Origin of the sequence: Variovorax paradoxus EPS (assembly GCF_000184745.1) — a bacterium.
Classification (GTDB): Bacteria; Pseudomonadota; Gammaproteobacteria; order Burkholderiales; family Burkholderiaceae_C; genus Variovorax; species Variovorax paradoxus_C.
Genome location: NC_014931.1, coordinates 6,238,465 through 6,251,385, shown reverse-complemented (window position 1 = coordinate 6,251,385; position 12,921 = coordinate 6,238,465). Strand labels below are relative to the sequence as shown.

The following is a 12,921-nucleotide window of genomic DNA, read 5'->3' as shown; positions in this document are numbered from 1 at the left end:
TTGATTGCGCCGATTGATGGCTACCGGAGAAGGAGTGGAATCCCGACACTGAAGTCATTCCTCCACTCACCGAACGGAAAAATCATGGCTTCCACCACTTCTTCTTCCTCTTCTTCTGTCCTGGCCGGCAAGGTTGCCTTCGTCACCGGCGGTTCGCGCGGCATCGGCGCGGCCATCGTGCGCCGCCTCGTGCGCGACGGCGCTGCCGTGGCCTTCAGTTACGCGAGCTCGGCCGCACCGGCCGACGAACTGGTGCGCAGCATCCAGTCCGAAGGCGGCCGCGCGCTAGCGCTGAAGATCGACAGTGCCGACGCCGCGGCGCTCACCGCCGGCATCGACGAAGCGGCTCGCACGCTCGGCAAGATCGACATCCTGGTGAACAACGCCGGCGTGTTCCTCGGCGGCGCCCTGGACGACTTCTCGCTCGAAGACTTCGACAAGACGCTCGACGTCAACGTGCGCGCCGTGTTCGTCGCAGCGAAGGCAGCCTCGCGCCACATGGGCGAGGGCGGCCGCATCATCAACATCGGCAGCACCAACGCCGAGCGCATGCCCTGGCCCGGCGGCGCGGCCTATGCCATGAGCAAGTCGGCGTTGAAGGGCCTGGTGCAAGGGCTTTCACGCGACCTCGGCCCGCGCGGCATCACCGTCAACAACGTGCAGCCCGGCCCGGTCAACACCGACATGAACCCGGTCGATGGCCCGAACGCCGCCGCGATGCACGGCCTGATGGCGCTGCCCCGCCACGGCCACCCCGATGAAATCGCGAGCATGGTGGCGTACCTCGCCAGCCCCGAAGCGGCGTTCGTGACCGGTGCGAGCCTGAACATCGACGGCGGCTTCGCAGCCTGACGCCGGACCCGCAGGCTCAGCCCAGCAGCTTCTTCGCGGCGGCCACGACGGCCTCCGCGCCGATGCGCGACTGCGCCTCCAGCACCGGCGCATAGCCGACCGGAATGCGCGGCGCGCCCAGCCGTGTGATGCGGCAGCCCGTGGCCTCCGCGGCGCTGGCCGCGATCTCCGCGCCGAAGCCCGCGGCCTGCACGGCTTCGTGCACGACCAGCAACCGCCCGGTGCGCGCGCACGACGCAAGCACCGTCTCGCGATCCCACGGCCACAACGTGCGCAGGTCGATCAGGTCGACCGCGATGCCCTCGGCCGCGAGCGCATCGCACGCGGCGGCACAGGCCTGCATCTGCCGGCTCCAGCTCACGAGCGTGAGCGCGTTGCCCTCGCGCACGCGCGCCGCCTTGCCGAGCGGCACGGCGATGTCTTCGTCCACTTCGCCGCGCAATCCCCACAACGTCTTGTGCTCGATGTACACGACCGGGTCGCCGCACTGCAGCGCCGCGCGCAGCAGCCCGTAGTTGTCCTGCGGCGTCGACGGGCTCACCACCACCACGCCAGGCAGGTGCGCGAACCACGCCTCGAGCGATTGCGAATGCTGCGCCGCCGACGCGTCCCAGATGCCGCCCGGCATGCGCGCCACCAGCGGCACGCGGCCCTGGCCGCCGAACATGAAGCGGTTCTTGGCGGCCTGGTTCACCAGCTCGTCCATGCCGCAGAGCGCGAAATCGACCACGCGCATCTCGACCACGGGCCGCAGCCCCGCGAGCGCCATGCCCACGCCGGCGCCCATGATCGCGGCTTCGCTGATCGGCGTGTCGATCACGCGCTCGGCGCCGAAGGTTTGCTGCAGTCCCTTGTACTGGCCGAAGATGCCGCCGCGGCCCACGTCCTCGCCGAGCACGACCACGCGCGCATCGGCTTCCATCTCGCGCTGCACGGCAAGCACGGCGGCTTCGGAGTAACTCAGTTCCTTCTTCTTCAATGCCATTGGCCTGCTCCGATGGTCTGCACGTCGGTGAATGCGGCGCTGGCATCGGGCCAGGGTGCGGCATCGGCGATGGCAAGCGCGGTGTCGACTTCGTCGCGCGCCGCGTTCTCGATTTCATCGAGCGTGGCCGCGCTCACGCCGGCCGAGAGCAGGTGGCCGCGCGTGCGGGCGATCGGATCGGTTTCGAGCGCCGCGGCCAGTTCGGCCGGATCGCGATAAGCCGCGAGATCGACCGACACGTGGCCCTTTACGCGATACGTCAGCGCATGCAGCAGGCGCGGCCCGGCGCCACTGCGCACTTCCTTCACGAGCCGCGCGGCGGCCTCGTGCACCGCGAACACGTCGTTGCCATCGACCTGCGTGGCCGCGATGTCCATCGACATGGCGCGCGCCGAGGCGCCGTCGCCCGCCGTCATCGGCCCGCTCGCCGTGGTGGCGCTCCAGCGGTTGTCCTCGCAGACGAAGAGCACCGGCAGCTCGTACACGCGCGCCCAGTTCAGCGCTTCGAGAAAGGGACCGCGGTTGATGGCGCCATCGCCGAAGAAGCAGACCGTGATGTCGTCGCTTTTCTTCAGCAGCTTTTGCGCATGCGCCGCACCGACCGCGATCGGCAGCCCGGCCGCCACCACGCCGTTGGCGCCCAGCATGCCGACCGAGAAATCCGCGATGTGCATCGAGCCGCCCTTGCCGCCGTTGAAGCCCGTGGCTTTGCCGAAGAGCTCGCACATCATCCGCGTGAGGTCCGCGCCCTTGGCCAGCGTGTGGCCGTGGCCGCGGTGCGTGGAGGTGAGGTAGTCGCTCGTGCGCAGGTGCGCGCACACGCCCGCGGGCACGGCCTCCTGCCCGGTCGACAGGTGCAGCGGGCCGCGCACCTTGGCGGCGGCTCCGGCCTGCTGGCCGTAGGCGCTCACGCCGCCCTGGCTTGCTGTTTCGGCGGCGTTTTCGAAGGCGCGGATGCGCACCATGGTGCGGTACAGCGCCTCGCCGGCGCCGGGGGGAATGCTCGGGTCCATCGGTGTCTCGTCTCCAGTTTTTTTGTGCCCGCGATCATGCCCGAGGACAGGCGGCGAGGCATTCGAGGGGGTGACCTTCGGCACTGGCCGCGCCGGTGCGGCGCCCCTATCGTCGGGCGTTAACCTCCAGCCCATGATTCGCCTGAGAACCCTTCTTCTTTGCCTCGCCGGTGCCGCCGTGCTGGCCGCCGCCGGCTACCGCGTCGTGACCTACACCAACCTCAACCCCGGCCAGGAGGTGGGCGCGGTGGTCGACGAGTTCAACGGCGTGAAGGTCTACTACAACGGCGGCGTCAACAACTCCGAGGGCCGCACGCTCTCGCGCGACGGCTACAACCTGGGCATCAAGTACCAATGCGTGGAGTTCGTGAAGCGCTACTACTTCGAGCGCTTCAATCACCGCATGCCCGATGCCTTCGGCAACGCCAAGGACTTCTTCGATGCCAACACGGCGCAGGGCGCGCTGAACCCGAAGCGGGCGCTCGTGCAGTACCGCAACGCCGGGTCCGAGAAGCCGCAGGTCGACGACCTCATCGTGTTCCCGCCCACGCTCTTCAATCCGTACGGCCATGTCGCGATCGTTGCCAACGTGACCGAACGCGAGGTCGAGATCGTCCAGCAGAACCCCGGCCCGTTCTCCGGCAGCCGGGCCCGCTTTGCCCTGGAGGCCGTCGACGGCCGCTGGACGGTGGCGGGCAGCGCACTGGGCTGGCTGCGGGTGGCCGCAGCCCTTTCATCAGCGCCCGTTCCGCTCTGATTCGTTGCGTTGCGGCGCTCGGGGAATTCCCCGATGCCAATCTTCCGGCTGCGATGGGATAGTTAGTTCGCCTTTCAAACTAACTAATTTCTTACACGGCAGGAGAGACACCGATGCAACTCAAACAAACTTTGGCCGCCATGGCCTTCGGCCTCACCGCCGTGAGCGCACTGGCCCAGACCGTGGTCGGCGTGAGCTGGTCCAACTTCCAGGAAGAGCGCTGGAAAACCGACGAGGCGGCCATCAAGGCGCAGCTCGAAAAGCTCGGCGCTAAGTACATCAGCGCCGACGCGGGCGGCTCGCCCGAAAAGCAGCTGGGCGACATCGAGGGCCTGATGTCCAAGGGCGCCAAGGCGCTCATCGTGCTGGCGATGGACAAGGACGCGATCCTGCCCGCCATCACCAAGGCCACGCGCCAGAAGGTGCCCGTGGTCGCGTACGACCGCCTGATCGAAGCGCCCGGCGTCTTCTACATCACCTTCGACAACGTCGAGGTCGGCCGCATGGAAGCGCGCGAGGTGCTCAAGGTCAAGCCCAAGGGCAACTACGTGATCATCAAGGGCTCGCCGAGCGACCCGAACGCCGACTTCCTGCGCGCGGGCCAGCAGGAGGTGCTGGAGCCCTCCGTGAAGAAGGGCGACATCAAGATCGTCGGCGACGAATACACCGAAGGCTGGAAGCCGGAGGTCGCGCAGAAGAACATGGAGCAGATCCTCACCAAGAACGCAAACAAGGTCGACGCGGTGGTGGCTGCCAACGACGGGACCGCCGGCGGCGCGGTCGCGGCGCTCACGGCCAAGGGCCTGCGCGGCGTGCCGGTGTCGGGACAGGACGCGGACTTCGCGGCGCTCAACCGCATCGCGCTGGGCACGCAGACCGCCACCATCTTCAAGGACTCGCGCGAGCTCGGCCGCGAAGCCGCCTCAGCGGCCATCGCGCTGTCGCAGGGCAAGCCGGTCGAGAAGGCCGCGCAGTGGAACTCGGGCCCGAAGAAGGTCGCACTGTCGTCCCGCCTGCTCACGCCGGTGCCCGTCACGCGCGACAACCTCGATGTCGTCGTGAAGGCCGGCTGGATCAAGAAGGACGAGCTCTGCAAGGGCGTCCCCGCCGCCAGCGCACCCGCGGCCTGCAAGTAAGCAAGCCAAGCCAGCCAGTCGTCAGTCAATCCGCGCGATGCATGCGTCAGGCCGGGCTCGCAAGGCCCGGCCGGGACGCGGTCGCGCATCCGCTTTGAGGGGGTACCCAAAAAATGAGCAATGAAACTCCGGGATGGTGGCGCCGCACGGGCGTCGACCTGCGCCTGATCCTGATGTGCGTGCTGCTGGTCGTCATGGCGGTGGCCTTCAGCGTCATGTCGGGCGGCGTGTTTCTCTCGCCCGAGAATCTCTACAACGTCGCGCAGCAGACTGCCGTGGTGGGCATCGTCTCCACCGTGATGGTGCTGATCATCGTGGCGCGCCACATCGACCTGTCGGTCGGTTCGGTGATGGGTTTCGTGGGGGTGCTCATCGCGTACCTGCAATACACCTCGGGCTGGTCGTGGCCCACGGCCTGCCTCGCGGGCCTGGCCGTGGCGCTCCTGGTGTCGATCTATCAAGGCTGGCTCACCGCGGTGCTCGGCGTGCCCTCGTTCGTGGTCACGCTCGGCGGTCTCATGTCGTTCCGCGGCGCGGCTTTTCTCGTCGCCGACGGCAAGACGCAGCCGGTGAACGACGAATTCTTCCAGCGCCTGGGCGGCGGCTACGACGGCGGCATCGGCACCACCGCGAGCTGGGTGATCGCGGCGCTGGTCGCGCTCGTGCTCTTCGGCCGCATGGTGCAGAAGCGCCGCGCGCGCCAGCGCTACGACATGCCGACCGAGCCGCTGTGGCTCGACGTGCTCATCACGGCCGTGCCGGTGGCGGTGGTCTTCGGCTTCGCCGCGGTCATGAACAACTACCAGATCTCGTCGAAGTCGGAGCCGCAGGGCATTCCGATTCCGGTGCTGATCTGGGCGGTGGTCGCCATCGTGCTGTCGTTCATCGTGCACCGCACGCGCTTCGGGCGCTACGTGTTCGCGATGGGCGGCAATCCCGATGCGGCTGCGCTGGTCGGCATTCCGGTCAAGCGCGTCACGCTGATGCTGTTCGCGCTGCTGGCGGTGCTGGTCACCATCGCGGCCATCGTGTCGATCGCGCGGCTCAACGCCGGCACCAATTCATTGGGCACCGGCATGGAGCTCTACGTGATCGCGGCGGCCGTCATCGGCGGCACGGCGCTCGCGGGCGGCAGCGGCTCGATCTTCGGTTCGGTGCTGGGCGCGCTCATCATGCAGTCGCTCGACAGCGGCATGCTGCTGCTCGATGTGCCCATCGGCAAGCGCATGGTCATCATCGGCCAGGTGCTGATCGTGGCCGTGGTGTTCGACGTGCTCTACCGCCGCAAGTTCGGGGAGAACTGAAGTGAAGCCCACCCCCGTTTCTTGCTCACTTCGTGTAGCCGCATCCCCCCTCAAGGGGGCGCACCCTGCGGCCCGGCAAAGCCGGTTCCGCGGGAGCCCCCGAACAGGCCTCGCTGCGCAGGCCAACCGTAGGAAAGAGTCGCAATGAGCACCCCCCCGGACACGACGAAACCTCTTGTCGAACTGCGCGAGATCCGCAAGGCCTTCGGCGGCGTGAAGGCCGTGGACGGCGTGAGCGTGAACCTCTATCCCGGCGAAGTGGTCGCGCTGCTCGGCCACAACGGCGCGGGCAAATCGACGCTCATGAAAATGCTCGCGGGCGCCTACCCCATCGACTCGGGCGATACGCTGATCGCGGGCGAGAAGGTCAACATCCGCACGCCCGCCGAAGCGCAGGCGCAAGGCATCGAGACCATCTACCAGACGCTCGCGCTCGCCGACAACCTCGACTCGGTCTCCAACCTCTTTCTCGGCCGCGAGAAGATGACGCGCTGGAACACGCTGGACGACCACTTCATGGAAGTGCAGGCGCGCAAGGTGTTCCATCGCCTCAACAGGAACTTCACCAACATCCGCGTGCCGGTGCGTCGCCTCTCGGGCGGCCAGCGGCAGGTGGTGGCGATCTCGCGCGCGCTGTACTTCAATGCGCGCATCCTCATCATGGACGAGCCCTGCGCCGCGCTCGGCCCCGAAGAAACAGCGATGGTCGGCGGCCTGGTGAAGCAGCTCAAGGCCGATGGCGTGGGCATCTTCCTCATCACGCACGACATGCCCGACGTGTTCTCGCTGAGCGACCGCCTCGCGGTGATGAAGAACGGCAAGCTCGTGGGCACCTACCGCACCCAGGACGTGACCGAGGACGAAGTGCTCGGCATGATCATCGCGGGCAAGCGGCCCGAAGGCAGGGAGCAGGCCCACCACGCCGCGACCGCCGCCGCGGCAACCGCCTGACGACGCACCTCGCGACATGAAGACCATCGGCGACCAGCAACTGCTCAAGCGCATGAACCGCAGCGTGCTGCTGCGGTTGCTGCGCGCGCAGCCGGGGTTGTCGCGCGCGCGCCTGGCCATCGAGAGCGGCCTCACGAAATCCACCGTGAGCCTGCTGGTGCGCGAGCTGCTCGACGAAGGCTGGCTCAAGGAGTCCGATGCGGCCGTGAACGACCGGCTCGGCCGGCCCTCGACGCCGCTGCAGATCAACGTCGGCGTGCGCGCCTTGATGGGTGTGGAAATCGCGGTGGAGACCGTGCGGCTCGTGTGCGTCTCGCTGCAGGGCGAGGTGCTGTACTCCAACACCCACGCGCTCACCGACGGCTCGCCCGCCGGCGTGTGCGCGCAGGTCGCGCGCATGGCCTCGGCCGCGCACAGGCAACTCGACGCGCTGGGCCTCAGCCTCTCGAGCATCGGCGTGTGCGTGCCGGGCGCGGTGGACGATTGCACCGGCGTCGTGCGCTTCGCGCCCAACCTCGGCTGGCGCAACGTGAGCCTGTTGCCCGCGCTCGAAAAATCGCTTGCCGCCGCGGGCCTGCCCGGCGTCACCGTGCAACTGCAGAACGATGCCGACGCGGCCGTGCTCGGCGAATACGAATTCGCCGCGGGCGAGGGCGAGGACCCGCTCATCTTCGTGAGCTGCGACGTCGGCGTGGGCGCGGGCGTCGTGCTGAACGACCGCCTCTTCACCGGCGCACAGGGCATGGCCGGCGAGATCGGCCACACGATCCTCGAACTCGACGGGCCGCTCTGCTCGTGCGGCCGGCGCGGCTGCGCCGAAGCCTTCTTCGGTTCCCGAACGCTGGAGCGCGAAGGCGTGGACACGCAGCGCGCCGCGGCCTTCTTCGGCGTGCTGCTGCAGAACCTGTGGGTGACCTTCAATCCGCGCGCGATCGTGTTGGGCGGCAAGTCGTGCGCGGCGCATCGCGGCTTCGTGCAGGCCGCGTTCGAGGCCGTGAAGCGCCATGCCGATGGCGCGGGCATGCCGGCACCCGGGCTGCGCATCGCGCGCTATGAAGAACTCGCGCCCGCGGTCGGTGCCGCGGCGCTGGCGTTGCACGAATACTTAAGGCCGCTGCAACCCGATGCGAGAACGCGTCGCGCGCGCGCCGAACGCGTTCTCGCCACTGCCTGAGCCTTCGGCCTACGCGCATCGCGCGATCGATGCCCTAACGTTTGGGAATTCCGCCTCCAGGAGTCCCAGCCATGACGCGTTCCTCCGCCCAGTTCACCCAGCCTGCCGAGTCCTCGTCGCCCTCCGCATTGCTTGTCGTGGTCGCGGTGCTCATCGGCCTTGCGGGTCTCGTGCTCTTGGTCGCGGGCGCATGGCTCATCGCGCTCGGCGGCTCGTGGTACTACCTCGTGGCGGGGCTCGGGCTCATCGCGTCGGCATTGCTGCTCAGGCGTGGCGGCGGCATCGGGTTGATGTTCTATGCGGCGGTGGTCCTGCTCACGTTGGTGTGGGCGTTGTGGGAAGTGGGCTTCGACTGGTGGCCGCTGGCCGCGCGCGGCGATGTGTTCTTCGTGGTCGGCCTGTTCCTGCTGTCGCCGTGGGTGGCGCGTGCGCTCGCGCGGCGCGATGCAACGGGCATCGGCCGCACGCGCGCCGTGCTCGGCGTGGTGCTCGCAGCGTTCCTCGTTGCGGCGGTGTTCTCGTGGACGCGCGAGCCCGGCCGCATCGAAGGCATTGCGCCGTTGCCCGATGCATCGAATGCATCGAATGCATCGAGCAGTGCAACTGCCGCTGCCGCGCTCGCCAGCCCGCCCCCGCCGAAGGACGACTGGACCGCCTACGGCGGCACCGGCTTCGGCCAGCGTTATTCGGCGCTCGACCAGATCACGCCGGCCAACGTCGGGCAGCTCGAAGAGGCCTGGCACTTCCGCACCGGCGATGTGCGCGGCCAGCCCGGTGATCCGGAAGAGACGACCTTCGAAGTCACGCCGCTCAAGATCGGCGAGCGGCTCTTTCTCTGCACGCCGCACCAGGCGGTGATCGCGCTCAACGCCACCACGGGCGAGCAGATCTGGCGCTACACGCCCGACATCCAGAAATCGCTCGCGCTGCAGCACCTGACCTGCCGCGGCCTCTCGTATTACGCCGGCAGCACGGCACAGGGCGCCACACCGACGCCGTCGCCTTCGCCTTCGCCTTCAGCGCCGGCAGGCGAGTGCGACGCCAAGCTCTTCATGCCCACCGCCGATGGCCGCGTGATCGCGCTCAGCCCCGAAAGCGGCAAGCCCTGCATGGCCTTCGGCGGCGGCAGCGGCCAGATCGATCTCTGGAAGAACATGCCCAACGTCAAGGCGGGCTCCTACTACTCGACCTCGCCCGTCGTCGTGACGCGCTCGCTCATCGTGGTGGGCGGCACGGTGCTCGACAACGTCTCGACCAAGGAAACCTCGGGCGTGATCCGCGCCTTCGACGTGAACACCGGCGCGCTCGTGTGGAACTGGGATTCGGGCAACCCCGACGAGACAGCGCCCATCGCGGCCGACCGCACCTACACCGTCAACTCGCCCAACAGCTGGTCCATCTCCAGCGTGGACGAGGCGCTGGGGCTGGTCTACGTGCCCACGGGCAACCAGCCGCCGGACCAGTGGGGCGGCAAGCGCACCGAGGGCGCGGAGCGTTATTCGTCGTCGGTGGTGGCGCTCGATCTCGCGACCGGCCGCGTGCGCTGGAGCTTCCAGACGGTGCACCACGACCTCTGGGACTACGACGTGCCTTCGCAGCCCAGCCTCATCGATCTGCGCGTGGGCAGCGAGACCATTCCCGCGCTGGTGCAGCCGACCAAGCAGGGCGAGCTCTTCGTGCTCGACCGGCGCAACGGCCGGCCCATCGTGCCGGTGAACGAGCGGCCCGCGCCGCAGGGCGCCGCCACCGGCGACCGCACCGCGCCGACGCAGCCGGTGTCGGGGCTCTCGTTCGATCCACCCGCGCTGAAGCCGTCCGACATGTGGGGCGGCACGATCTTCGACCAGCTCGCCTGCCGCATCGCGTTTCACCGGCTGCGCTACGAGGGCCGCTTCACGCCGCCGTCAACACAGGGTTCGCTCATCTACCCCGGCAACTTCGGCGTCTTCAACTGGGGGAGCATCGCGGTCGATCCGCAGCGGCAGATCGCCTTCACCACGCCGGCGTCGCTGGCCTTCGTGTCGCAGCTGGTGCCGCGCGCGGACGACACCACGCTGTACGTGCAGGGCAAGAGCCGGCCGAACGACAGCCTGCCCGCGCTGAACGAGAACTTCGGCGCGCCGTTCGCGATCAAGCTCAGCGCGTTCACCTCGGTGCTGGGGCTGCCGTGTCAGGCGCCGCCGTGGGGGCATGTGGCGGGCGCGGACCTGCGCAGCGGCAAGGTCATCTGGATGCACAAGAACGGCACGGTGCGCGACAGCTCGCCGTTGCCGCTGCCCTTTGCGATGGGGGTGCCGAACCTGGGCGGGCCGGTGATGACCGCGGGGGGCGTGGCTTTCCTCTCGGGCACGCTCGACCAGTACGTGCGCGGGTACGACGTCGGCAATGGCAAGGAGCTGTGGCGCAGCCGGCTGCCCGCAGGCGGGCAGGCCACGCCGATGACTTACCGCGGCAGCGATGGGCGGCAATTCGTGCTGGTGGCTGCCGGCGGACACGGCTCGCTCGGCACGCGGACCGGGGACCATGTGATCGCCTATGCGTTGCCCAAGCGCTGAGACACGCACCGACCGGCCGCCCACTGCACGGCCTCGGCCGAGTTCTTCGCGCGCGTGCCCCGGGGCCGGTGGACGCGAGCATGCGGGCGATGGTCTTTTTCATGAAGTCGCTACAGACCTCGTTCTCGATGCGGTGCAGGCGCGCGGCGTTCCGAAAACTGGTCTCGCCCTAGGAGCCGGGCAGCACGACGCGCACGCGCACGTTGTTTGATCGCCTCAGCCGCAAGGTGGGAGTGGCCCCGATGGGTACTTGCTCGCATGGCGCGCCCGCGAAGGGTTTGCTCCGCCCAACGAAGGCGGCGTCGCCGAGATCGCCGAACGCGTCGACTACAGCTCCACGAGCATGTTCAGCGTGGCCTCCACCCGTCACGTCGGATGGCCGCCGAGCCAGTACGCAGTACGCGCGCGAGCAGGGCTATCGAGTCCAATGGCATTGATTACTTCAAGAGTCCTTTGCTTGCTGACCGGCCCGTAGATATTGAAGTCAGTTTTCATCGCATCAAACAGCTTGGTGCGGCCACTCTTGTTATTGATATAAAAATCATCGAGATCGCCATCGCTCATGGAGAGCATGTAGTGCATTCCATGAATGTGACCGAGAAAATTGCATTGAATTTGAGCGCTATTCATCTTTGGTTCGAGGTGCGCACCGATGGTTAATGAAATTTGGTTTGCATTAAAAATAACTAATCATTTTGAAAAATCCAACCCATATGCTCCCATTTCATTAATTAATAGAATTTTACGTTTATCAAGCAATTCAGGGGTATTTTTTGTCAATGCAAAAATAACTCCTTTCAAATAGCCTCGCCTGTCCGCCACGCGGTTAAGAGGAAGGTCATGTGGAATAGCATTTCTCCATAATTCTTCATCGCAAGAATTATAAAAAATTAAGTTCAGACCATCAAGAATGTTTCTCTTTGAAATCGGGCCGAATTTTTTAAAAGTGTGCGCCATCTCTTCAAAGAGAATTCTCTGATTCTCAGGTAAATTAATGTCAAATTCCTCTAATTCCTCATCGATTTTCCCAAATAAAAAATCGTAGAGGCCGCGTATATAATTGAGGTTAACTGAATTCATAATTGAGGGTATGCGGTATAAACGCCGCCAGATTTATTTCTTCGAACCGTGACCCGCGAAGTGGTGACACGACACCCTCCACCACTGCGGTATCCTTCTCCAATAGTTCTTCTCAAATCGGAACGTTGCCGCTTCGACTTTATTGAATGGCTCGCTTATTTTTTGATTTTGATGCGAAATGCTTCTTTCAGAGAAACCTCATCATCTAAATCTCCATCCACATAACATCGAACAACCCCGCCGCTCAGTGATGAGTGGATCAATCTATATAAATTCACCGACTTTAAATTGATTTCCATCCATATTGACTGATTGCCCTCCTGAATTAACCTGGCGTCATACTCAGCTGGAGTCTGCAACTCTTGGTCTTTTAAATAGACCTCTCTTGCTTGCGCCTTGACGCATGCCTCACTCAGCATTAATGAGTTCATAAAATGCTGCGCCGAGATAGTGCTATCGAGCAGCAATCTATATTCATAGCTCATGATCCGTGCGACCTTCCTCGAAAAAATGGCAGATCCATAGGGTTACGAATACCAATGTGGGTTTCGACCGGGTCTACTGATACACGCCCGTGATCATTAAGTGCCATCCTGCAGGATCTTCCTTATGAATATGTGCGTTATTTCCTGATTTATAAGGGCATAGGCATTTATTTCTTTATTTATGAACTCTGACCTCTGATCCATCCGTGTGCTTCCAAGTTTCATTCGCGCCATTGCCTTTTGTTTTATTAAGCCCCGCATTGCTCAGGATCGATCCGACACGTGGCACGCTTCGCCCTTTCATTCGAGGTAAATCGGATGCTGCAGAACGTCCGGTCGGATCAATCCATTTCACCGGATTGGAGGCATATTGGAATACATTAATTCCACCTCGCAATCTAATTGGATCTTTCGATACAAACCGCCCCATCACCGGGTCGTAATACCTGAACCGGTTGTAGTGCAGCCCCGTCTCTTCGTCCAGATACTGCCCCTGGAACCGAATCGGATTCTTCAGCCCCGCTTTCCTTGCCGCCTCGCTGATCGTGAGCCTGGCCTCACCCGACGCTTTGTAGTTCGCCTCCCAGGCGATGTTGCCGTCTGAATTTGTGGGGCCACCTCTTAATTAT

12 protein-coding genes and 1 pseudogene are annotated in these 12,921 nt (G+C 65.1%); 7 read left to right on the top strand and 6 right to left on the bottom strand.

The window, feature by feature from the left end:
• The first annotated feature begins 84 nt into the window (after positions 1–84).
• Positions 85–852, top strand: a complete 768-nt coding sequence (locus tag VARPA_RS28660) for an SDR family oxidoreductase (RefSeq protein WP_013544090.1) — start codon at positions 85–87, stop codon at positions 850–852.
• Between the two features lie 16 nt (positions 853–868).
• On the opposite strand, the gene VARPA_RS28655 is transcribed toward VARPA_RS28660, so the two are convergent.
• Positions 869–1,837 carry an alpha-ketoacid dehydrogenase subunit beta gene (locus tag VARPA_RS28655; RefSeq protein ID WP_013544089.1) on the bottom strand — a complete coding sequence of 323 codons (969 nt, stop codon included), beginning with the start codon at positions 1,835–1,837 and terminating at the stop codon, positions 869–871.
• Positions 1,828–2,850, bottom strand: a complete 1,023-nt coding sequence (locus VARPA_RS28650) for a thiamine pyrophosphate-dependent dehydrogenase E1 component subunit alpha (protein ID WP_013544088.1) — start codon at positions 2,848–2,850, stop codon at positions 1,828–1,830. Before VARPA_RS28650 ends, VARPA_RS28655 begins: the two co-directional genes overlap by 10 nt.
• Positions 2,851–2,983: 133 nt before the next feature.
• Here VARPA_RS28650 and VARPA_RS28645 point away from each other — a divergent pair, with 133 nt between their 5' ends.
• From VARPA_RS28645 to VARPA_RS28620, 6 genes are all read left to right on the top strand, one after another.
• The gene (locus VARPA_RS28645) at positions 2,984–3,607 is read left to right on the top strand and encodes a CHAP domain-containing protein (protein WP_013544087.1); all 624 of its coding nucleotides are present in this window, start codon (positions 2,984–2,986) and stop codon (positions 3,605–3,607) included.
• Between the two features lie 113 nt (positions 3,608–3,720).
• Entirely contained in the window at positions 3,721–4,743 is a 1,023-nt protein-coding gene (xylF, locus tag VARPA_RS28640) for a D-xylose ABC transporter substrate-binding protein (RefSeq protein ID WP_013544086.1), read from the top strand.
• A gap of 113 nt (positions 4,744–4,856) precedes the next feature.
• Positions 4,857–6,047 (top strand): sugar ABC transporter permease, encoded by a 1,191-nt coding sequence (locus tag VARPA_RS28635; RefSeq protein WP_013544085.1) that lies wholly within the window; start codon positions 4,857–4,859, stop codon positions 6,045–6,047.
• A 144-nt stretch (positions 6,048–6,191) separates the two neighbouring features.
• Positions 6,192–6,998: an ATP-binding cassette domain-containing protein gene (locus VARPA_RS28630; RefSeq protein WP_013544084.1), complete on the top strand. Its 807-nt coding sequence runs from the start codon at positions 6,192–6,194 to the stop codon at positions 6,996–6,998.
• A 16-nt stretch (positions 6,999–7,014) separates the two neighbouring features.
• Positions 7,015–8,172 (top strand): ROK family transcriptional regulator, encoded by a 1,158-nt coding sequence (locus VARPA_RS28625; protein ID WP_013544083.1) that lies wholly within the window; start codon positions 7,015–7,017, stop codon positions 8,170–8,172.
• A 71-nt stretch (positions 8,173–8,243) separates the two neighbouring features.
• On the top strand, positions 8,244–10,727 hold the full coding sequence (locus tag VARPA_RS28620; protein ID WP_013544082.1) for a glucose/quinate/shikimate family membrane-bound PQQ-dependent dehydrogenase: 2,484 nt from the start codon (positions 8,244–8,246) through the stop codon (positions 10,725–10,727).
• A 366-nt stretch (positions 10,728–11,093) separates the two neighbouring features.
• Here the strand turns inward: VARPA_RS28620 and VARPA_RS32010 are convergent, their stop codons facing one another.
• The 4 genes and pseudogenes from VARPA_RS32010 to VARPA_RS32005 form a co-directional block, all read right to left on the bottom strand.
• Positions 11,094–11,300, bottom strand: coding sequence for a hypothetical protein (locus VARPA_RS32010; protein ID WP_013544081.1), 207 nt, complete (start codon positions 11,298–11,300; stop codon positions 11,094–11,096).
• Positions 11,301–11,417: 117 nt separating this feature from the next.
• The gene (locus tag VARPA_RS31265; RefSeq protein WP_144299059.1) at positions 11,418–11,807 is read right to left on the bottom strand and encodes a hypothetical protein; all 390 of its coding nucleotides are present in this window, start codon (positions 11,805–11,807) and stop codon (positions 11,418–11,420) included.
• A 155-nt stretch (positions 11,808–11,962) separates the two neighbouring features.
• Entirely contained in the window at positions 11,963–12,292 is a 330-nt protein-coding gene (locus VARPA_RS30880; RefSeq protein ID WP_080559432.1) for a hypothetical protein, read from the bottom strand.
• A pseudogene (locus VARPA_RS32005) lies at positions 12,289–12,902 on the bottom strand (RHS repeat-associated core domain-containing protein); the annotation flags it as partial. The pseudogene VARPA_RS32005 and the gene VARPA_RS30880, both read right to left, overlap by 4 nt.
• Positions 12,903–12,921 lie beyond the last annotated feature (19 nt).